The organism is Clostridium sp. ATCC BAA-442 (assembly GCF_964239415.1).
GTDB lineage: Bacteria > Bacillota > Clostridia > Oscillospirales > Oscillospiraceae > Flavonifractor > Flavonifractor plautii.
Genome location: NZ_CAXSQB010000015.1, coordinates 1 through 19,933, shown reverse-complemented (window position 1 = coordinate 19,933; position 19,933 = coordinate 1). Strand labels below are relative to the sequence as shown.

Annotated in this window: 16 protein-coding genes, 1 pseudogene, 1 riboswitch and 1 other annotated feature; of the genes and pseudogenes, 3 read left to right on the top strand and 14 right to left on the bottom strand. The window is 64.9% G+C overall.

What is annotated here, in order from left to right:
* Positions 1-32: 32 nt before the first annotated feature.
* Both ACESY8_RS08430 and ACESY8_RS08425 read right to left on the bottom strand, forming a co-directional pair.
* Positions 33-1,419, bottom strand: a pseudogene (locus ACESY8_RS08430) (MATE family efflux transporter).
* 3 nt (positions 1,420-1,422) lie between these two features.
* Positions 1,423-2,007: a hydrolase gene (locus tag ACESY8_RS08425; protein WP_065535656.1), complete on the bottom strand. Its 585-nt coding sequence runs from the start codon at positions 2,005-2,007 to the stop codon at positions 1,423-1,425.
* Between the two features lie 125 nt (positions 2,008-2,132).
* Here ACESY8_RS08425 and ACESY8_RS08420 point away from each other — a divergent pair, with 125 nt between their 5' ends.
* Positions 2,133-2,699 (top strand): MntP/YtaF family protein, encoded by a 567-nt coding sequence (locus ACESY8_RS08420; RefSeq protein WP_009257170.1) that lies wholly within the window; start codon positions 2,133-2,135, stop codon positions 2,697-2,699.
* 218 nt (positions 2,700-2,917) lie between these two features.
* Positions 2,918-4,351 (top strand): M20/M25/M40 family metallo-hydrolase, encoded by a 1,434-nt coding sequence (locus tag ACESY8_RS08415; RefSeq protein ID WP_054338932.1) that lies wholly within the window; start codon positions 2,918-2,920, stop codon positions 4,349-4,351.
* An 88-nt stretch (positions 4,352-4,439) separates the two neighbouring features.
* On the opposite strand, the gene ACESY8_RS08410 is transcribed toward ACESY8_RS08415, so the two are convergent.
* From ACESY8_RS08410 to lspA, 4 genes are all read right to left on the bottom strand, one after another.
* Positions 4,440-5,258: an HAD-IIB family hydrolase gene (locus tag ACESY8_RS08410; protein ID WP_054338931.1), complete on the bottom strand. Its 819-nt coding sequence runs from the start codon at positions 5,256-5,258 to the stop codon at positions 4,440-4,442.
* A gap of 3 nt (positions 5,259-5,261) precedes the next feature.
* Positions 5,262-5,855 (bottom strand): energy-coupled thiamine transporter ThiT, encoded by a 594-nt coding sequence (locus ACESY8_RS08405; RefSeq protein WP_050810509.1) that lies wholly within the window; start codon positions 5,853-5,855, stop codon positions 5,262-5,264.
* A 74-nt stretch (positions 5,856-5,929) separates the two neighbouring features.
* Positions 5,930-6,044: riboswitch (TPP riboswitch) on the bottom strand.
* A 23-nt stretch (positions 6,045-6,067) separates the two neighbouring features.
* Positions 6,068-6,982: an RluA family pseudouridine synthase gene (locus ACESY8_RS08400; protein WP_054338930.1), complete on the bottom strand. Its 915-nt coding sequence runs from the start codon at positions 6,980-6,982 to the stop codon at positions 6,068-6,070.
* Complete coding sequence (lspA, locus tag ACESY8_RS08395) at positions 6,957-7,433, bottom strand: signal peptidase II (protein WP_021629712.1); 477 nt, start codon at positions 7,431-7,433, stop codon at positions 6,957-6,959. The genes ACESY8_RS08400 and lspA overlap by 26 nt, the downstream gene beginning before the upstream one ends.
* A 138-nt stretch (positions 7,434-7,571) precedes the next feature.
* On the opposite strand from lspA, the gene ACESY8_RS08390 reads away from it, so the two are divergent.
* Positions 7,572-9,443, top strand: a complete 1,872-nt coding sequence (locus tag ACESY8_RS08390) for a tetratricopeptide repeat protein (RefSeq protein ID WP_498794702.1) — start codon at positions 7,572-7,574, stop codon at positions 9,441-9,443.
* A 51-nt stretch (positions 9,444-9,494) separates the two neighbouring features.
* Here the strand turns inward: ACESY8_RS08390 and ileS are convergent, their stop codons facing one another.
* The 8 genes from ileS to ACESY8_RS08350 all read right to left on the bottom strand — a co-directional run.
* Entirely contained in the window at positions 9,495-12,290 is a 2,796-nt protein-coding gene (gene ileS, locus ACESY8_RS08385; RefSeq protein WP_054338929.1) for an isoleucine--tRNA ligase, read from the bottom strand.
* Positions 12,291-12,387: 97 nt separating this feature from the next.
* Positions 12,388-12,615 (bottom strand) — a binding site (T-box leader).
* An 80-nt stretch (positions 12,616-12,695) separates the two neighbouring features.
* Positions 12,696-13,421 (bottom strand): DivIVA domain-containing protein, encoded by a 726-nt coding sequence (locus tag ACESY8_RS08380; RefSeq protein WP_054338928.1) that lies wholly within the window; start codon positions 13,419-13,421, stop codon positions 12,696-12,698.
* A 187-nt stretch (positions 13,422-13,608) separates the two neighbouring features.
* Positions 13,609-14,109, bottom strand: a complete 501-nt coding sequence (locus ACESY8_RS08375) for a cell division protein SepF (protein WP_007494359.1) — start codon at positions 14,107-14,109, stop codon at positions 13,609-13,611.
* A 23-nt stretch (positions 14,110-14,132) separates the two neighbouring features.
* Positions 14,133-14,840 (bottom strand): YggS family pyridoxal phosphate-dependent enzyme, encoded by a 708-nt coding sequence (locus ACESY8_RS08370; RefSeq protein ID WP_007494361.1) that lies wholly within the window; start codon positions 14,838-14,840, stop codon positions 14,133-14,135.
* 18 nt (positions 14,841-14,858) lie between these two features.
* Entirely contained in the window at positions 14,859-16,151 is a 1,293-nt protein-coding gene (locus ACESY8_RS08365; RefSeq protein WP_204681652.1) for a biotin/lipoyl attachment domain-containing protein, read from the bottom strand.
* A 9-nt stretch (positions 16,152-16,160) separates the two neighbouring features.
* Entirely contained in the window at positions 16,161-16,397 is a 237-nt protein-coding gene (hfq, locus tag ACESY8_RS08360) for an RNA chaperone Hfq (RefSeq protein WP_007494367.1), read from the bottom strand.
* Positions 16,398-16,881: 484 nt separating this feature from the next.
* The gene (gene mutL / locus ACESY8_RS08355; protein WP_498794701.1) at positions 16,882-18,948 is read right to left on the bottom strand and encodes a DNA mismatch repair endonuclease MutL; all 2,067 of its coding nucleotides are present in this window, start codon (positions 18,946-18,948) and stop codon (positions 16,882-16,884) included.
* A gap of 225 nt (positions 18,949-19,173) precedes the next feature.
* Positions 19,174-19,933 (bottom strand): CPBP family intramembrane glutamic endopeptidase (locus ACESY8_RS08350; RefSeq protein WP_498794700.1); only part of this gene is annotated, 760 nt, incomplete at its 5' end.

The window sequence follows — 19,933 nt, the reverse complement described above, 5'->3', positions numbered from 1 at the left end:
GTTCCCTACGGGAACGCCCCCCCTTTTTGGGGTTAGATGGGCCTGTGCTCCAGCTCCAGGCGCCGCTTTTCGAGAATGCGGGGGAGGCGCCAGAAGAAGATAGCGCCGGTGGTGGTGGCGGCCAGGATATCGGCCACCGGCTCGGCCAGAAACACGGCGAAAACCTGGTCGCTGAGGAAGCGGGGCAGGAGCAGGATCAGGGGAATCAGCAGGATCACCTTACGCAGCAGGGCCAGAAAGAGGGAGACGCGGGTCTGGCCCAGCGCCACGAAGGTCTGCTGGCAGGAGAACTGCACCCCCAGCATGAACATACCGGCGGCATAGATGTGCAGCGCCCAGACGGCGATCTCCACCAGCTCCGGCTTGTCGTTAAACAGCGAGACAAACAGGCCCGGAAAGAGCTCCAGCGCCGCGCAGGCGGCACAGCTAAAGCACAGGGAGGAGAAAAAGAGCAGGCGAAAGGTCTGCTTGACCCGGTCCAACTGCCCGGCGCCGTAATTATAGCCCACGATGGGCTGGGCCCCCTGGGACAGGCCCTGGAACAGGAGGGAAAAGACCTGCATGATACTGGAGCAGATGGTCATGGCGCCCACCGCCGGGTCGCCTCCGTAGGTCTTGAGGGAGGAATTGAAGGCGATGTTGACCAGACTCTCGGTGGACTGCATAATGAAGGGTGAGAGCCCCAGGGCCAGCACCGGAGCCAGCACCTTGGCATCCAGACGGAGAAGCCGCCGCTGAATCCGCAGCTTGGTGCGCCTGCCGCACAAAAAGCGCACCACCCACACGGCGGAGACGGCCTGGGCGGTGATGGTGGCCAGGGCCGCGCCCTTTACGCCCATATTCAGGCCGAAGATAAGGATGGGGTCGAGGACGATATTGACCACCGCGCCGATAATCACCGAGGCCATACCGACGGTGGAGAAGCCCTGGGAGGTGATGAAGAAGTTCAGGCCCAGGGCCAGCTCCACAAAAATGGAGCCGTAGAGGTAGATATTCAAATAGTCCATGGAGTAACCGATGGTGTTCTCCGTAGCGCCGAAGAGGTAGAGCATGGGCTCCTTGCAGAGCTGGAATACCACGGTGGCGGCCAGGCCCAGGATCATCAGCAGCAGGGTGCAGTTGCCCAGAATTTTGTTGGCCTCGTCCAGCTTCCCCTCCCCCATGCGCACCACCGCCCGGGAGCCGCCCCCCATGCCCACCAGGGCGGAGATGGCGGAGACAAACAGAATCACGGGGAAGCAGATGCCCAGGCCGGGGGGTGAGGGCGAGATCGCCCTCACCGGGGATGTGCCCGATGTAGATGCGGTCCACGATGTTGTAGAGGGCGTTGACCAACTGGGCGGTGACGGTGGGCACCGCCAGCCGCAGGAGGAGCTTGCCGATGGGATCGCGGCCCAGGTCGTTTTCGCGTTTTGCCATGCCTCAGTCCTCCTCCTTTTCCAGGAAATAGGTGGCCTCCATGTCGGCCACGCTGAGGGCAAAGGCCAGGGGGTATTGCTGGAGGGCCTGGCCCACCAGCCGCTTGTCCTCGTCGCCGGAGAAGCCCATGTGCCAGCGGATGGCCATGGCCTCCTCCCGGGTGAGGCGCAGGAAGCCGGAGAGGATGTAGACGCTCTTCTCCCCGTGGCCGTAGGGCAGGGGGTCCTCGTAGAAAAAGGTGGGCACCGCCTGCCACTTGCCGTCGGGGCCCTTCACGTTGCGGGAGCCCTGCCTGTAGCAGCCCGTCTTGCACACGTCGTGGAGCAGTGAAACCAGCGCGGCGCTCTCCGCCGGGTACTCCAGGCCGTACAGCTCCTTCACCCGCTCCCGCTCCAGGTAGGCGGTCAGGCAGTGGTAGACATTGACGCTGTGCTCACACAGGCCGCCCGCGTAGGCCCCGTGGAACCGGGCCGAGGCCGGGGCGGTGAAAAAATCGCTTTTGTGCTCCAGGTAGTCCAGCAGGGCGTCCGCCCCGTCCCGCCGGATGTTCTCCCGGTAGATCTCGATAAATTCTTCCTTGGCGCTCATGGAGCAGTCTCCTTTTCTGTTTGACAGATAGATAAGATCCAGTATAGCATAAACTCCAGCGAAAAGCCACCCTCGGCACCCCTGTTTCAGACCTGGCATAGGATGGGCGGAATAGGAGGAGTGCTATGGAATGGCTTTCGCTGCTTCTGGCCGCGGTCCTGTTTGCCGCGGCCTGTAATCTGGATACTGTAATTCTCTCCATGGGCTACGCGGTGAAGGGCGTGCGGGTCTCCCTGTCCCACAGCCTGATTATCGCCGCCCTCACCACCCTGATCACCTGGGCCTCCCTGCTCCTGGGGGCCGGGGCCGCCCGGGTGCTCAGCGGGCCGCTGCCCAACCTGCTGGGCGGGCTGGTGCTGGCGGGCATCGGGGCGTGGTTCGTGCTGGACTGGCTGCGCCGCCTGGGACCCGCCGGGGAGGCGGAAGGGGAAAACCGGGCCGCCACCCTCTGGGGGTGCGTCTCCCTGGCCGCCGCCCTGGCGGTGAACAACGCGGGCATCGGCGTGGCCGCCGGGGTGTCCGGCATTGCCCCCGGCTGGGCGGCCCTGGCGAATTTCCTGGTCACCCTGGCCGCCCTCCCCCTGGGCCGCGCCCTGGGGGATAAGCTGGCCGGGCGGCTGCTGGGCAAATACGCCCTTCCCCTCTCCGGCGCGCTGCTGGTGCTGCTGGGCATCTGGGAGGCGGTGGGATAGGCCTTGTTTGAAAATAGTCAACACGCCCAATCGCCGGGCCTTTTGCCCTCTGGACGGCCCAATTTTTCCTTGAAATCCGCCAGGATTCCTGCGAAAAAATTGCTTGCCAGCGGGCAAAATTCCTCGCCGCTGGTCATATTGCTATTTTTCAAACAAGGCCTAGCCCTGGCGCGGCGGGCGGAGATGTGGTAGAATACCCCCGAAAGAAGGGATTGCATATGACGCTTCTGGAGCGCCTGGGGGGCCGGGAGGCCATCACCCGGGGCATCGTACACACCTTCCGCATCCTCTCCCGCCGCCCCCGGCCCTCCCGGCACGAGGAGGCCGCCGGGGAGGAGCTGGACGCATACCTGCGGGGGCTGGGCCTCTCCCCCGTCCGGGACGGGGCGGGCAACCGGATGGCCGACGTGCCCCCCGCGCCGGGGCGGGCCAGCGCCCCCCGCCTGATCCTCCAGGGCCACCTGGACATGGTGTGCGCCGTCCGGCCGGGCAGCGGCTGGAACCCCCTCACCGACCCGGTGGCGGTGGTGGAGGAGGGGGGCTTTCTCCGTTCGGACGGCCGCTCCTCCCTGGGGGCGGACAACCACCTGGGCAACGCGGCGGCGCTGTGGCTCCTGTCCACCGGGGCGGTGAATCACGGGCCCCTGCGCCTGCTCTTCACCACCGCCGAGGAGGTGGGGCTGGAGGGGGCCAAGGAGGTGGCGCCCGACTGGCTGGCCGGGGCGGAATACCTGCTCAACACCGACGGCTTTCACCTGGGCCGGGCGGTGGTGGGCTCGGCCAGCGGACGGCGGGAGACCTGGGCCGCCCCGCTGGACGCCGGGCCGGCCCCGGCGCTCCCCGCCTGGAGGCTCACCCTCTCCGGCGGCCGGGGCGGCCACTCCGGCGACGACATCAACCGGGGCCGGGCCAACCCGATCAAGCTGCTGGCCGCCTATCTGGCCGGGCTGCCCGGCGGGCGGATCGCCTCCCTCTCCGGGGGCCTGACCCACAACGCCATCCCCGCCCAGGCCGAGGCAGTGGTATTCTGCCCCGCGGAGCCCGACCTCTCCCCCCTGCGGGCCGCCCTGGCCGGCTACCGGGCGGCCGATCCCGGCCTGACCGTGGCCTGCGCCCCGGCGGAGGGGCCGGAGCGGGCGTGGACGCCAGCCTTCCAGGCCCACGCCCTGGCCTTTTTGATGGGGCTGTACCACGGGGTATACGCCATGGAGCCGGCCTTCCCCGGTACGGTGGGGGCCTCCGCCAACCTGGGCCGGGCCGGGACCGAGGGGGATGTTTATGAGGTGTGCGCCTTCCTGCGCTCCACCCGACCGGAGTGGGAGGCGGAGCTGGCCGGCCGGCACATGACCCTGGGGACGGCCCACGGGTTCTCCCTGTCCGTCACCGGCTACCCCGGCTGGCCCGGCGACCGGGCCAACCCCCTGGCGGCGGTGCTGGGCCGGGTGTGGCGGGAGCAGACCGGCCGGACGCTGGAGCTCTCCGCCGTCCACGTGGGGCTGGAGCCGTCGGTGTTCCGGGCCAAGGCCCCGGGGCTGGTCATGGCCTCCGCCGGGCCGGACATTCTGGACACCCACTCGGTGGATGAGCGGGCGCCCCTGGACGGGCTGCCCGATTACGCCCTGCTGCTGGCCGGGGCGATGGAGGCCCTTTAGACGGGCGTCCGTCCACGCAATGCACAAAGTACAAGCAAGCTAGAAAGTACGCGCCGCCCGCCGGAACTCCGGCGGGCGGCGCACATGTTTACGCGTAAATATGATCCAGGATATCCACAATCTGCGCCACGCAGCTCTCCTCGCAGGCGCCCAGGATACGGGCGCCCCACTGCTTGACCTCGGGGGCGCAGTTGGCGGGGGCGAAGGGGATGGCGGAGACGGCCAGCATGGGGATGTCGTTCTGGTTGTCCCCCACGCAGTAGATGTGCTGGGCGTCGATGCCCAGGCGGCGGGCCAGGTACTGCACCATGCCGCCCTTGCTGCTCCCCTTCCGGGTCAGCTCCAGCAGCACCCGGTTGGAGAAGATCGCCTCGTAGTGCTCTCCCCACCGCTCCAGCAGATAGCGCTGGGTGTGCAGAAGGGTTTCATAGTCCTGCTGGAGGATGACCTTGCTCCAGGGTAGGGGGATATCCGCGATGGGCACCTCCCGGGCGGTCATGCCCGCCCGCTCCAGGTGGCGTTGGGTGACGGCGTTGGGCTGGTAGACGTAGATGGCGTCGTGGTGGTAGGCCTCAAAGCCGATGGTGGGAATGGCCCGGGCCATCTGCTGGAGATCCTCCCGCACCCGGTCGGGCAGAAAGGTCTCGTAAATCATCTCCTCTGTCCGGAAGTCGTACAGGGCGGAGCCGTTGGACAGAATCACCGGCGCGTTGATGGGTATGTGGCTGGCGTGGGGGGCGAAGTTGGGGCGGGCGCGGCCGGTGGCCACGGTGAAGGTGCCCCCCTCCCGGGTAAAGTAGGTCAGGGCCTCCACATTTTCCCGGGTGATGCGCATGTCCTCCCCGTAGAGGGTGTCGTCAAAATCGCTGACCAGCAGCACGCCGTTGAATTTGCCCAACTGATTCACACCTTACCTTCTCAGATCGGCCCCCGTCATATACGTTTTCAGCGGTGCATAGAGAATGCCAAAAATCACCAGACACAGGACAAGGTCAATCCCGACATAGCTGCCGTTGTAGATAAGGGAGTAGAGGGCGGGATTGTCGAATACTGTGCCGAAGATCTCCGTGGGGGCCAGAATTTTGTAAATGGTGATACCGCTGATATAGTGGACAACAAAGCGGGCGGCTCCGCCCAGCACGCTGCCCCAGAAGATGCCGTGGGGCTTGCCACGGCCCAGGCCGGCGATGCCCATAACACCGAAGGCCAGCACATAATCCAGCAGGATGGACTGCCAGCCCCAGCTTACCGCGCCCTGGATGAATACCTGGAGTACGCCGAAGGCAAAGCAGGCGATGAAGCCGCCTCCCATGCCCCAGCGCACGCAGAAGAACAGCAGGGGGAGCATCTCCAGCGAGATGGAGCCGCCCTGGGGCAGCTCAAATACCTTGAGAAGCCCCAGCACCAGGGCAAGGGCGATCATGAGTCCGCCTTCGCAAAGCATCCGCACCAGCAGATACATACGGCGGCGGCCAGGGGCTTTTGTGGTGACAGGTTCAGACATAGAGCTCATTCCTCCTAAAAAATGTACCGCAGCGCAAACCGGAAACAGCGCAATGCGGTACGGGAGAAACGACCTCTATCGTCGAATACTCTTCCTACGCCGGCATTACCCGGATCAGGTTTAAGGGACACGGGCGGCCATACGCCCTGATCTCAGCCGGACTTGCGTCCAGCGCCCCTGCGATTCGATTTGTTCTACGGTTATCCTAAAGTTTATACCAAATGGCGCAGCTTTGTCAACACTTGGGTAAAATAGGCAGGCAGCGGACACTCGACCGTGACCCGCTCCCCGGTGCGGGGGTGGACAAAGGAGAGCCTGCGGGCGTGGAGGCACTGGCCCGCCAGGCCGGGGACGGGCTTCTTGGCCCCGTATACCACGTCCCCCAGCAGGGGGTGGCCGATGGAGGCCAGATGCACCCGGATCTGGTGGGTGCGGCCGGTCTCCAGACGGCACTGAATATGGGTATAGCCGGGGAAGCGCTCCAACACCGTCCAGTGGGTCACCGCCGGACGGCCGTTTTTCCAATCCACGCACATCTTCTTCCGGTCGGTGGGGTGGCGGCCGATGGGCGCGTCCACGGTGCCGCGGTCCTCCCGCAGGCCGCCCACGCACACCGCCTCGTACTCCCGGTAGAGGGAGTGATCCTGGAGCTGGGCGGCCAGGGCCTGGTGGGCAAAGTCGTTCTTGGCGGCAATGAGCAGCCCCGATGTGTCCCGGTCGATGCGGTGGACGATGCCGGGGCGGAGGGCTCCGTTGATTCCAGAGAGTGATTCGCCACAGTGATATAACAGAGCGTTGACCAGTGTGCCGTCCGGATGGCCCGCCGCCGGGTGAACCACCAGGCCCACCGGCTTGTTGACCACAATCACGTCGGCGTCCTCATACGCCACGTCCAGGGGGATATCCTGGGGGAGCACGTCCACCGGCTCCGGCTCCGGGAGGCGCACCTCCAGCACGTCGCCCACGGCGGCCTTGTCGTTCTTCTTTACCGGGCGGCCGCCGAGGGTGACCGCCCCCGCCTCCAGCAGGCGCTGGGCCGCCGAGCGGGTCAGCTCCGGCACCAGCCGGGCCAGGAGCTGGTCGGCCCGCTCCCCCGCCCGGTCAGCCCGCAGCAGAATCGGCTCCATGGCCCTCCTCCTTGCCGTGGAAGAAGAGGTAGTACACGCAGAACGCGATGCCACCCACCACCACGCAGATGTCCGCCACGTTGAAGACGGCAAAGCGCATGAACAGGGTCTCAAACATGTCGGTGACGTAGCCCAGCAGGGCCCGGTCGATCAGGTTGCCCACCGCCCCGGCCAGCACCATGGACAGGGCGGCCATGGCGAAGGGGCGGGGAAAGACCTTTTTCACCAGAAGCACCACCAGCAGGACGGACACCACCAGGGACACAATGGTCAGAATCCAGGTGTGCTCCTCCAGCAGGGAGAAGGCCGCGCCGGTGTTCTGCACATAGGTGAGCTGGAGAATATGGGGGAGAAAGGGGACGTCTCCCCCCAGGGGGATGTTGGCCCGCACCAGGAACTTGACCACCTGGTCCAGTACCACCAGGGCCACCACGAGAACGGCATATAGCATGGACAAAGGGCTCCTTTTCTTCGGTTTTGCTCTATTTTATCACGGCCTGCCGCCGGGGGCAACCCGGAAGATCGGATGTAAATTCCAATTGAAGAAACAAGAAAAATCTGGTATACTGGGGCAAAAAGCCGAAAGGCGGTGAGTGCGTTGGATGAAAGGCGGACCCTTTCGTTAAATGTGTTCCTGAATACCCTTGAGGAGGGCTGTAAAAACGAGCGGCGCTACTGCTTCATCCTGGGCGCCGGGGCCTCCAAGACCTCTGGTATCCCCACCGGGGAGGAACTGGCCAAACAGTGGCACGGGGAGATTTTGGAGCAATGCTCCAAGGAGGAGATCAAGGAGCTGAAAAAGCGGCTGGGGGTGCGCTCGACCAAGCCGTCCAGCCGGGCCTATTTTGACCTCTATGCCATGCGCTTTTTTCCGGACTATCAGAACGGCTCCGCTTTCCTGGAGCGGACGCTGGAGCGCGCCCAGCCCAGCCTGGGCTACTATCCCCTGGCCGCCCTGTTGGCCAACACGCGCAACAACCTGGTGATCACCACCAATTTCGACAGCTTGGTGGAGGACGCCCTGTTTATTTACACGGATAAAAGGCCCATCGTCATCAGCCACGAGCTGCTGGCCCAGTACATCAACTTCAACACCAGCCGGCCCATCATCGCCAAGCTCCACCGGGGCCTGTTCTTTGACCCCCTCAACCGGGCCGAGCAGGTCAACGGCCTGTCGAAGCAGTGGAAGGATATCCTGCGGGAGGCCTTCAAGCGTTATACCCCCGTGGTGATCGGCTATGCCGGGGGCGACCACAGCCTGATGGACTTTCTGAAGGAGACCGAGTGCCTGAGCGGCCTCTACTGGTGCTACCGCCACGACGAGCCGCCGGAGGAGATTCAGAAGGTGGTGGAGCGCCACGGCGGATACTTTATCCCCATTGAGGGCTTTGACGAGATGATGTACCTGATGGGGCAGCGGTTCGGCTATACTGACCCCTGCGAGCATATCGAAAGCGCGGCTGAGCAGCGGGTGAGGGACTATCAGGAGCAGGTCAAGGCATTTCAGGAGAAGCTGCGGGCCGCGGAGACCCCCAGCGAGACCCAGAGCGCCATCCTCCGGGCCATGGACGCCAAACAGCGGGAGGAGCTTCAGCGGCTGGACCGCCGCATCGAGCTGGACGAGGAGGACGGGGAGGCCTACTGGGAGCGGGGAAAGCTCTACTATTTTGCCAACGACTATGCCCAGGCGCTGGAGGACTTCACCAAAGCCAAAGAGTTGGGAATGGAGGACAGCAGGCTCTACTGGTACCTGGGTGTCTGCAACCACCAGAGGGATCCGGAACAGGCCATACGGGACTACAGCCGGTCGCTGGAGCTGAAGGAGACTTCGGAGGTATACCGCAATCGGGGCCTGTGCTTTACCATTGTGAAGATGTATGACAAAGCTGTTCTTGACTTTACCAGGGCAATTGAACTGCCGCCGGGGGACAAGAGGCTTTACAGGGAGCGGGGCAGCGCTTACTGGAATCTGGAGGAGTACGAAAAGGCCCAGGCCGATTATGAGAAGGCGCTGGAGCTGGAACCGGCCGATGCGGGGCTCTATACGACCTTGGGCGATGTGCAGAAAAGGCTTGGAGAGGTGCAGGAGTCCCTGCAGAGCTACCAAAAGGCCATCCAGATCGACCCCAATTGCGCAAGAGCCTATAACAACCGGGGTGTTCTCTACGCCCATCAGGGAGAATATCAAAAGGCGTTGATCGAACAGCGTAGGGCAGTCAAACTCGCCCCCAATAGTGCAATCTATCATGCAAACGTAGGAGATGACTTCAACCACTTGGAGCGCTATAGCGAAGCGGTCACAAGCTGCAACAAGGCCATCAAGCTGGATCCAGGCTACGCCAAGGCATACAGCATCCGTGCCGATGCCTATGAGGGGCTGGAGCAGACAGAGAAGGCCGAGCGGGACCGGGAGACCTATCGCAAACTGACGGAAAAACAGGAGGAGACGCCGCAGGCATAGCCGCCGCAGCGCTGCGGCGTCCTGTCCGTTTTCTATCTGCTATCTGCGGAATTACTCACCCACCACGGCGGCGCAGCGGTCGCACAGCTGGTTGTGGTGGCCGTCGGCGCCGATGTGCTCGCTGTGGTTCCAGCAGCGGGGGCACTTGGGGGACTCGTCCAGGGCGACGGCGATGGTGCAGGGGATGAGGCAGTCCTCGCTCTTCTCCCCCTCCACGGCCCCGGTGGTGACGGTGACCTTGGAGACGATGCACAGGGAGGCCAGATCCACCCCGGCCAGGAAGGCGGCGTCGGACTCGGACACGGAGAGGGTCACGTCGGTGTCCTGGGCCTTCTTGAACACGCCGGCGTTACGGGCATTCTCCAGGGCCTTGTTCACCGCGTCGCGGAGGCTGACCAGCTTCGCCCAGCGCTCCCGGGCGGCCGCGTCCAGGGCAAAGGCGGCGTTGTCGCCGGGCATGTCGTTGAACAGGACGCTTTCGGCGTTTACGCCCTGGGCGTGCTTCATGGCGTGCCAGATCTCGTCGGAGGTGAAGGCCAGGATGGGGGCGATGAGCCGGGTCATGCCGTCCAGGATGTGGTACAGGGCGGTCTGGGCGGAGCGGCGCTCGGCCTCGGCGCCGCAGTAGAGCCGGTCCTTGATGATGTCCAGGTAGAAGTTGGACATGTCCACCACGCAGAAGTTGTAGACGGCGCGGTAGACGGCGTGGAACTCATAGCGGTCGTAGGCGGCGCGGGCGGTCTTGGCCAGCTCGTTGAAGGTGTGCAGGGCGTAGCGGTCCAGCTCCATCAGGTTTTCCGCCGGCACCAGATCCCGGTCGGGCTCGAAGTCGCACAGGTTGCCCAGCATGTAGCGGGCGGTGTTGCGGATTTTCAGATAGGCCTGGGAGAGCTGCTTCATGATGTCCTTGGAGATGCGCATGTCCTGGGTGTAGTCGGCGGAGGCCACCCACAGGCGGAGCATGTCTGCGCCGTAGTCCTTGATGACCTCGTCGGGGGAGACGGCGTTGCCCAGGGACTTGTGCATGGCCTTGCCCTCGCCGTCCACCGTCCAGCCGTGGGTGGCGATCTGCTTGTAGGGGGCCACACCGTTCACGGCGATGGAGGTGAGCATGCTCGACTGGAACCAGCCGCGGTACTGGTCGCCGCCCTCCAGGTAGAGGTCGGCGGGGTACTTGAGGTAGGGGCGCTCGGCCGCCACGGCGGCCCAGGTGGAGCCGGAGTCGAACCACACGTCCATGATGTCGGTCTCTTTGGTGAAGTGGGCCTTGCCGCACTTGGGGCAGACGAAGCCCTGGGGCAGCAGCTCGGCGGCCTCCCGGTCAAACCAGACGTTGGAGCCGTGCTCCCGGAAGAGGGCGGCCACGTGGGCGATGGTCTCGGGGGTGACGATATCGGCCCCGCAGTCCTCGCAGTAGAAGATGGGGATGGGCACGCCCCAGACGCGCTGGCGGCTGATGCACCAGTCGTTGCGCTCGGTGATCATGGAGGTCATGCGCTCCTTGCCCCACTCGGGCTTCCACTGGATGGAGTCGCAGGCCTTCACCGCCGCGTCCTTGATGGCGTCCACGGAGCAGAACCACTGCTCGGTGGCCCGGTAGATGATGGGGTGCTTGCACCGCCAGCAGTGGGGGTAGGAGTGGGTGATGTTCTCCTTGGCCACCAGGAAGCCCTCGGCCTCCAGATCGGCCACCACCATGTCGTTGCCCTTGGCGTAGAACTGGCCGTTGTAGCGCTCGTCGGTCATGACGCCCTTGGCGTTGACGGGCACGGGCACGCCGATGTGGGTCAGGCCCGCCTTGTCGTACTGCTGGCAGATCTGGAAGTCCTCTGCGCCGAAGCCGGGGGCGGTGTGGACGCAGCCGGAGCCGGCGTCCAGGGTGACATGCTCGCCGTTGAGGATGACGCTCTCCCGGTCGAAGAGGGGGTGCTTGGCGCGCATCAGCTCGAACTCGCTGCCCTTGAGGGTGGCCAGCACGGTGCAGGCGGCGTAGTCAATGCCCGCGGCCTTGCACACGCTCTCGGCCAGATCCTGAGCCAGCACGTACACATCGCCGCCCGGCACCTGGAGGAGCACGTAGTCGAACTCCGCGTTGAGGCAGATGGCGTAGTTGCCGGGGATCGTCCAGGGGGTGGTGGTCCAGATCACGAAGTAGGTGCGGGACAGGTCGGCATACTGGCCCAGCTTGCCCTTGTCGTCGGCCACGGGGAACTTGACGAAGATGGTGGTGCAGGGGTCGTCGGCGTACTCAATCTCGGCCTCGGCCAGGGCGGTCTGGTCAAAGGGGCACCAGTACACCGGCTTCATGCCCTTGTAGATGAGGCCCTTCTCCGCCATCTTGCCAAAGACCTCGATCTGCTTGGCCTCAAACTCGGGCAGCAGGGTGATATAGGGGTTCTCCCACTCCCCCAGCACGCCCAGGCGCTGGAACTGGCCGGTCATCTTCTCGATGTAGCTCTCGGCGTATTCCCGGCACTTGGTGCGGAACTGGGCGGTGGTCATCTCGTCCCGCTTTACCTTCTTGTCCTTCAGAACGGCGGACTCGATGGGCAGGCCGTGGGTGTCCCAGCCGGGTACATAGGGGGCGCACCAGCCGGTCATGTTGCGGTGCTTGACGATCATATCCTTGAGGATCTTGTTCAGGGCGGTGCCGATGTGGATGTTGCCGTTGGCGTAGGGAGGGCCGTCGTGGAGGACAAAGGTGGGCTTGCCCTCGTTGCGCTTCACCATCTTGTGGTAGAGGTCGTGGTCATACATCTCCTGGAGCATCTCCGGCTCCCGCTTGGGCAGGCCCGCCCGCATGGGGAAGTCGGTCTGGGGCAGGTGGACGGTCTGGTTGTAGTCCATGGGTCAGTTCTCCTTTATCTTTGATATAAAAACAGGTTGGTGTAAAGGCGTGCGCCCTTGCCGAAATTGGCAAAAACAAAACGCGCCTTTGTCTCCTGTAAGAGACAAAGGCGCAAACCTCTGCGGTACCACTCTCATTGCCGCGGCGTGCCGCGGCCCCTCGAAGGCCGGTAACGGGGCCAGCCGTTCCCGCTTACTGCCCCAGGGGGGATTCGGCGGGACGCTCGGAGGTGATCTTCCCAGCCCTTCCCTGTCCGCCTTGCACCAAAACGGCGGCTCTCTGCGCAGGGGCGGGGACGGTACTCGTCCTCTTCTCGGCGTTTTGCGAAATAAAAGATACTCGGAGACACGAAACAACGTGTCTCCGAGTATCTTACCCGTTAAATGCCCTTCTGTCAAGGGGGTTTACTTGATTTCATAGTCCTTGCCGAACTGGAGGTGGTCAAAATCGATGCGGCGGGTGGGCTCGGTGGGCTCCTCAGCCTCCTCCGGACCGTGGGAACGGCTCAGCTCCAGCAGCTCGGCATACAGGCCGCCGTCCTTCTCCTTGGCGCCGCCGCCGAGATCCACCGTGTCCTCCGCGTCCTCCTCCGGCGCCTCACCGGCCACCAGCTTCTCCACGCTCTGGGAGATGTCCTGGGCGGCAGAGGCAACCTGGTCCACTACAGGCTCCGCCGGGGCGGAGAGCTTGGACAGTCCGTTGAGGTAGTCCATCTCGTGCTGATAGAGCTCCTTGAGCTTGCCCACATAGGCGGCGGTGGCGTTCTGGGCGGCGGTGAGGCGCATCTGCTCACTGCGGATGTCCTGCTGCAGCTCCGTAATGCGGGCCTTGGCCTCCGTCTCCGCGTTCTTCAGCAGCTCGGTCTTCTTGGCCTCCGCCTGGGCCACCAGCTCGTCGGCCATCTTCTGGGCGGTAAGCAGGGCCTTGCGCATGGCCTCCTCGGTGGAGCGGTACTCCTCCACCTTGTCCACCAGTACCTTCATCTTGGCCTTGAGGGTGGCGTTTTCCTTATAGAGCGTGGTGTAGTCCGCCGTCAGTACGTCCAGAAATTCATCCACCATCGCCATGTTATAGCCGCCGAAGGACGCCTTGGCAAAGGCGTGCTCGGAAACTTCCTGTGGTGTCAGCATAACGTCATTCCCCCGATTTGTTCATGTCTTCCCCACCCGATGCTCCGCATCGGGCGGGAACCCCCTCTTTGGCATCTGCCGGGCAATGTGGATTCGCCCGGCATCCGTGTTTTGGCGGTGCCAAAACGCTTGAAACGCCGGACTCCCGGCGGGACAACCCGGACATTTTCCTGTCCTGAAGAGCAGTTCAGAAATACAGCCCGTTGTTCTCCAGTTCGTCAATCAGATCGCCTAAAATATCCACGTTGTAGGGCGTAATAATATAAGTAGAGATGGCCACCTTTTTGATTTTGCCCTCATTGGCATAGGCCACGCCGGAGAGGAAATCCAGCAGGCGGCGGGCGATATCCTTGTTGGTGGACTCCAGGTTGAGCACCACCGTGCGCTTCTCCCGCAGGTGGTCGGCGATCTCGCTGGCGTTCTCGAAGCGCTCGGGCTTGACCAGCACCACCTGAAGCTGGGTGGTGGTGTGGATATTGACCACCTTGTTGCTCCGGCGCTCGTTCTCCACGGGGAAGATGGGGCCGGTGCTGTCCTGGGCCTTGGGGGCCTTCCGCTCCAGGCGGTCGCCGCCGGTGCGGTCCATGCGCTCGCTGCGGGAGACGGGCTCGAAGTCGTCAAACTCCTCCTCTTCCTCTTCGTCCTCATAGGGGCGGGCCAGGCGCTTGAGTTCATCTAAAAATCCCATTTCGGTAACCTCCCGAATTTGTTCTATCCTTTGTGCATGGGAGGACGGGGCCCAAACAGGGCGGTACCCACCCGGACCAGGGTGGCCCCTTCCCGCACGGCGTCCTCAAAGTCGCCGCTCATACCCATGGAAAGACAGTCAAAGCTAGTCTTATTATCATCCATCTGACTTCTTATGTCAACATAAAGCTGACGCATTTTTGCAAAAAACGGGCGGTTTCCGTCCGGCCCGGCGGCCACGGGAGGGATTGCCATGAGCCCCCGCAGGCGCACATGGGGGCTGCCAACCGCCTGGGCGGCCAGGGCGGACAGCTCCTCCGGGGAAATGCCGCTCTTGGACGCCTCCCCGCCGATGTTGACCTCCAGCAGGATGTCCTGTACCAGCTCCAGCTTGGCGGCCTGGGCCTCGATGGCCTCCAGCAGGTGCTCGGAGCCCACCGACTCAATGAGCTCCACCCGGCCCACTACCTGCCGCACCTTGTTGGTCTGAAGGTGGCCGATGAAGTGGAGGGCCGCGCCGGCGTAGGCGTCGTCGTCCAGGTGGGCGGTCATCTCCTGCACCCGGTTTTCACCGCAGATGGTGACGCCGGCGGCAATGGCCTGCCGGATGGTGTCGGAGGTCTGCACCTTGGTGGCCGCCACCAGGGTGACCTCCGACGGCTCCCGACCCGCCTGCCGGGCGGCGGCGGCGATTTTCTCATTTACCAGCGCAATGCGCTCTGCAAGGGACATGTGTCATTACCTCCCTGTCTATGACTGCGTGATCACTTTTCCGTCAAAGAGCTCCACCGAGGAGAGGATTACCTCGTCGCCGGCCCGCAGGGCCTTTTTGCCGTCCGAGCCGTCTGCGGACTTCACCAGGGCGAAATCCTCCAGCTGGGCCAGGATGGTGACGGGCTTGAACTCCGCCTGCTGGCCCACCAGGACGTACACGCCGGTGACCAGCTCCTGCTTTTCCTCCTCCGTCTCCGGGTCGGTGACGGTCCGCTCCTCCACGCGCACTGCCTGCGTAGGCACGCGGATGCCGGTCTGACTGTCAAAGACCAGCTCCACCGTCTGCTTTCGGAGCAGGGTGGTCTCAGACAGATAGCGGTCGGAGGACAGCACTACGGCCACCCGGCCGTTCTCCGGGGTCTCCCCTACCCGCTCCACCTTCATGTCCACCTCGCCCGACCAGTCCCGGGAGAAGCGGACGGTGACGGTGCGGCCCTCGATGAGCCGCCCGGCCTCCTCCTCGCCCATGGCGCAGACAAAGTACCAGGTGGCATCGGTGACCAGCTTGCCCACCGCGCCGGCGTCCGGCTGGGGCCGCTGGCGGTCGAGCTGGCTGAGCTGGCCGGGGGTGATGGTCTCCAGCAGACCGGGGGTGAGCAGGCTCTCATAGCCGTCGGTCTGCCCGGAAAAGACTCCCGCCTGACTGGCGGTGAGGCGGCTGGTGTCCTGGGCGGCCTGGGCGCTCAGCGCCGCAATCTGGGCGTCCACCGCGTCAATGGAGGACTGGATGGCGGCGGCGGCATCGCCGTCCTCTTCCCCGCCGTTGAAGGTGAAGTCCCGCTTGTAGACCAGGCTCTTGAGCAGCAGGGTCTCGTCCTCCAGCCGGGTGAGATCCCCGGTGGACACCGAGGAGCGCAGGGCCACGATGGCGTCGATAACCTGCTGGCTGAGCTGGGAGGAGTCGCCGCCGCTCTGGGTCCGCTCCAGGGCGTATTGGAGCTGCTCCTTTTCCATGGTCAGGCTCTGTAGCTCCTCCTTCCGCGCCAGGCCGGAGTCATTCTGGTAGAGCAGGGCCACCGTCTCCCCGCGGGAGACCTTCTCCCCCTCCTCGGGCAGCAGATCCACAATCCCGCCGGGACTGGCGAGCACGCTCTCCTCCCGCACCAGAAAGCCGGTGGCCTCCAGACTGTCGTCCACAGTGTAGGCGTAGGACAGCACCAGGGTATAGGGATCGCGGAAGCTCCGCCAGGCGGACACGCCCAGATACACCAGGACGGCCGCCAGCAGCAGCAGCATGACAATTCGGTTGATCAGGGTTCCTTGCTTCATGGCAGCTCCTTAGTCTGCCGCCCCCTCCGCCTCCAGAGAGATGGCCCGCTCCGGCACAATGGTGGAGATGGCGTGCTTGTAAATGACCTGCTGCTTGTCCCCCGTCATAAGTACCACCACAAAGGCGTCGTAGCCCGTGATCTGTCCCCGGAGCTGATAGCCATTCATCAGAAATACGGTCAGGCTGGCGTGGGACTTGCGGGCGCGGAGCAGAAACAGGTCTTGCAGGTTATTGGTCTTTTGCATGTGGATGCACTCCTTCTATCTATAAGATGCATCCAATATATACCAATTATCGGGCGGATTTCGTCGAAACGGCGCGGGGCTGTGTCTCTTCGGCGTTTTCCCCCACGGCCCCCGCCAAACTTGGAAGCGAGTGCGCTGTACCCGCCTGGGCAAGGCCGCCACGGACTGCGGTGGGCCGGAATTGCCCTAGGTTTGACTGTGGCTTCCGCGTAGGGGCGGCCCTTGTGGCCGCCCGGCCGAGCGATGGGGCTGCGGGCGGTGCGCGGTCAAATCAGGCTCTTCCGAAGCGCTTTTCCAGCTTCTGGCGGGTCAGCTCAATGGCCACCGGCCGCCCGTGGGGGCAATATTTGCTCCCCGGCGGACAGGTCCGCCGGGGGCCCCGAGAGGATTCTACATCCTCGGGGCAAGTGAATTGCCCCTGCGGCAAGGTTTTCGCCGGAGGCGAAAACACTTGGACGCGCCAAAGGCGCGAAGCGCGGTCAAATCAGGCTCTACCGAAGCGCTTTTCTAGCTGCTGGCGGGTCAGCTCAATGGCCACCGGCCGCCCGTGGGGACAATATTTGACCGCGCCGGACATGACCGCCTGGGCCACCTTGAGCAGCTCGGCGGGGCTGTTCTTCTGGCCGCCCTTGATGGCCGCCTTGCAGGCCATGGTGTGGAGCAGGGCGTCCCGGGCCGCGCCTGGATCGGCAGAGCCGCCGGTGAGCAGGCGGCCGGCCAGCTCGGAGAGCACGTCGGGGATCTCCCCGGCGGCCACGTCGCTGGGGGCGGCCCGGACGATCAGCGCCCCGCCGCCGAAGTCCTCCGCCTCAAAGCCGAAGCGCCCCAGCAGCGGGAGCTGGGCCAGCAGGGCGGCCCCCTCCTCCGCCGGAGGGGTGAACACCACCGGCTCCAGCAGGGCCTGTACCATAGGCTGGTAGCCCTCGGCCTTCATCCGGTCGAAGTTCAGCCGCTCGTGGGCGGCGTGCTTGTCGATGAAGAGCACCTTGTCTCCCTGCTCCACTACAATGTAGGTGTTGAGCACCTCCCCCGCCATGCGCCAGGGCTCCTCCTCCGAAGGGGGCGCAGAGGCCGCCCCTGCCGGCTGGGCGGGCGCGGCTTCGGCCGGACGGATGTGGGCATCCGCCCCTACGGGCCGGACGGTGGAGATGGGTGCGCCGGAGGCAGGGGCGGATTCAGCCGGGCGGGCACGGCCGTCCGTTCGCGCGTGCGGCGCGGCGGAGGTTGGGGGGGCGGAGATGCCGCTCCCGGCGGGGACAGGTGCGGCTTCGGCCGGGCGGATATGGGTGGCCACCCCGGCGGGCTGGGTGGTGGAGATGGGGGCGCCGGAGACGCCGTTCCCGGCAGGGGATGCAGGGGCGGCCCCTGTGGCCCGGGGGGCGGTGAAGTCGTGGAGGGGCAGGGCCGCTGCGGGCCGTTCCGCGGTTCGGCGGAACTCCTCCAGGGTCATCTCCCGGTAGGTGGGGGCCGCCGGAGCGGGCTCCGCCGGGCGGAGGGGAGACTGCGCAGGCCGCCCCCCCTCCGCCGGGCGCGGGGGCTCCACCTGGAGGGACGGCCGGGTGCGGTCGGCCTCCAGAGTGGACTTGACGGCATAGTACACCGCGTCAAAGACCTTCTTGTCGCTGCCGAACTTGACCTCCTGCTTGGTGGGGTGTACGTTGACATCCACCGCGTTGAGCCGGGTGGTCAGGTGGAGGACGCAGCCGGGAAATTTGCCCACCATCTTCTGGTTGGCGTAGGCCTCCTCCAGGGCGGCCATCATGGTGCGGCTCTTCACATACCGGCCGTTGACAAAAAAGTGCTGGTAGCCCCGGGTGCCCCGGCAGCAGGTGGGCAGGGAGACAAAGCCGGACACCGACATATCCTCCCCCGAGCCCTTCACCGGCGTGAAGCCCAGGGCCATATCCCGGCCCAGCACGGCGTAGAGGGCCGACTGCACCTGCCCGTCGCCGGGGGTGAGCAGCTCCTGCTTGCCGTCCCGGAGGAACTTGACGCTCACCTCCGGGTGGGACAGGGCCACCCGCTGCACCATGGCGAAGCAGGCCGCCCCCTCGGCGGCGTCCTTTTTCAGGAACTTGAGCCGGGCGGGGGTGTTGTAGAACAGGTCGCGCACCACCATTGTGGTGCCCTGGGGGCAGCCGGCCTCTTCCCGGTGCACCACCGCGCCCCCCTCCAGGGAGAGGGCGGCCCCCAAATCCTCCTCCGCCGTGCGGGTGAGCAGCTCGATGCGGGAGACGGCGGAGATGGCCGCCAGAGCCTCCCCCCGGAAGCCCAGGGTGCCGATGGCCTCCAGATCGTACTCGGTGCGCAGTTTGCTGGTGGCGTGGCGGAGAAAGGCGGTCTCCGCCTCGGCGGCGGCGATGCCGCAGCCGTTGTCGGTAACCCGGATGAGGCTCATGCCGCCGTGCTGGATCTCCACGGTCAGGGCGTCCGCCCCGGCGTCGATAGCGTTCTCCATGAGCTCCTTGACCACCGACGCGGGCCGCTCCACCACCTCGCCGGCGGCGATCAGATCGGCCACGTGGGGATCTAATTGCAGAATGTGGGGCATAGAAGCACCTGCTTTCTAAAAAGGGAAAATGGGGCCCCCGCCGAAGCCCAGCGAAGCGGGTTCGGTGGGGAGAGGAGGCACAGCGGAACGAGCGGGCTTTGCCGTATACGGCAAAGCGAGGAATGGGCAAGTTTGTGCCGACGAAGAAGCGCCTGCGTTCCAAGCGGGGAAATAAGCGTAGGGGCGACCCTTGTGGCCGCCCGCGGGCGGCGGGGAGGGCCCTCCCTACGCTCCCAGGACGGCGGAGGCGAGAATCAGGGCGTTGAGCACCATGTGCAGGGCGATGGGGCTCCAGATGGAGCCGCCGTTGTCGTAGCACCAGGTCAGGGCCAGGGACATGGGCACATACTGGAGGAACAGCAGCAGGTAGCGGAAATCCACCGTGCCGTAGGAATAGACGAACTGCCAGACGCAGTAAAGGGCAAAAACCAGGGTGGAGAGCACATAGCCCAGCACCCGGCTGTACCGCCGGGTGGCGCCGAAGAGCAGGCCGCGGAACAGAGGCTCCTCCACCAGGGGCATGAGCACCACCAGGATCACCACCGTGGCCGCCGGGGAGAGGGCAAACTGCTGGGCGTAGCTCTCCGGGTTGGGATTCTGTACCGGCAGGGGAATGAGCATGACCAGCAGATGGAGCACCCCCGCCCCGACGAGCCCGGTGCCGAAGGCGAACAGGTTTTCCGGCAGCCAGTCCAGCAGCAGGTCAAACCCGTGCCGCAGGAACGTCCAGAAGACCAGAAAGACCAGGGTAGCGGCCAGGAGGTAGTAGACCACGTTGGCCTCGGCCACGGGCAGTTCCCCGTGGAAAGCCCGCTGCACCCACCCCATGGACAGGGGAAAGACCGTCAGGTACAGGGCAAAGAACACCCACCCCCGGCCCATCTCGGCGCGGGTGAGCTGCGGACGCCATGGACGGCGTTTGGTGTGCATGGTGGAGGTCCTCTCTTTCTCTCGGAAATTGGGGTGCGGCCCGGCGGAGCGGGCC

What these genes read in the sequence shown, in the direction of transcription:
- ACESY8_RS08425 (WP_065535656.1), bottom strand. Translation starts at nt 2,007, where the DNA reads ATGAGCGCCAAGGAAGAATTTATCGAGATCTACCGGGAGAACATCCGG.
- ACESY8_RS08420 (WP_009257170.1), top strand. Translation starts at nt 2,133, where the DNA reads ATGGAATGGCTTTCGCTGCTTCTGGCCGCGGTCCTGTTTGCCGCGGCC.
- ACESY8_RS08415 (WP_054338932.1), top strand. Translation starts at nt 2,918, where the DNA reads ATGACGCTTCTGGAGCGCCTGGGGGGCCGGGAGGCCATCACCCGGGGC.
- ACESY8_RS08405 (WP_050810509.1), bottom strand. Translation starts at nt 5,855, where the DNA reads ATGTCTGAACCTGTCACCACAAAAGCCCCTGGCCGCCGCCGTATGTAT.
- ACESY8_RS08400 (WP_054338930.1), bottom strand. Translation starts at nt 6,982, where the DNA reads ATGGAGCCGATTCTGCTGCGGGCTGACCGGGCGGGGGAGCGGGCCGAC.
- lspA (WP_021629712.1), bottom strand. Translation starts at nt 7,433, where the DNA reads ATGCTATATGCCGTTCTCGTGGTGGCCCTGGTGGTACTGGACCAGGTG.
- ileS (WP_054338929.1), bottom strand. Translation starts at nt 12,290, where the DNA reads ATGGACTACAACCAGACCGTCCACCTGCCCCAGACCGACTTCCCCATG.
- ACESY8_RS08380 (WP_054338928.1), bottom strand. Translation starts at nt 13,421, where the DNA reads ATGCTGACACCACAGGAAGTTTCCGAGCACGCCTTTGCCAAGGCGTCC.
- ACESY8_RS08375 (WP_007494359.1), bottom strand. Translation starts at nt 14,109, where the DNA reads ATGGGATTTTTAGATGAACTCAAGCGCCTGGCCCGCCCCTATGAGGAC.
- ACESY8_RS08370 (WP_007494361.1), bottom strand. Translation starts at nt 14,840, where the DNA reads ATGTCCCTTGCAGAGCGCATTGCGCTGGTAAATGAGAAAATCGCCGCC.
- ACESY8_RS08365 (WP_204681652.1), bottom strand. Translation starts at nt 16,151, where the DNA reads ATGAAGCAAGGAACCCTGATCAACCGAATTGTCATGCTGCTGCTGCTG.
- hfq (WP_007494367.1), bottom strand. Translation starts at nt 16,397, where the DNA reads ATGCAAAAGACCAATAACCTGCAAGACCTGTTTCTGCTCCGCGCCCGC.
- mutL (WP_498794701.1), bottom strand. Translation starts at nt 18,948, where the DNA reads ATGCCCCACATTCTGCAATTAGATCCCCACGTGGCCGATCTGATCGCC.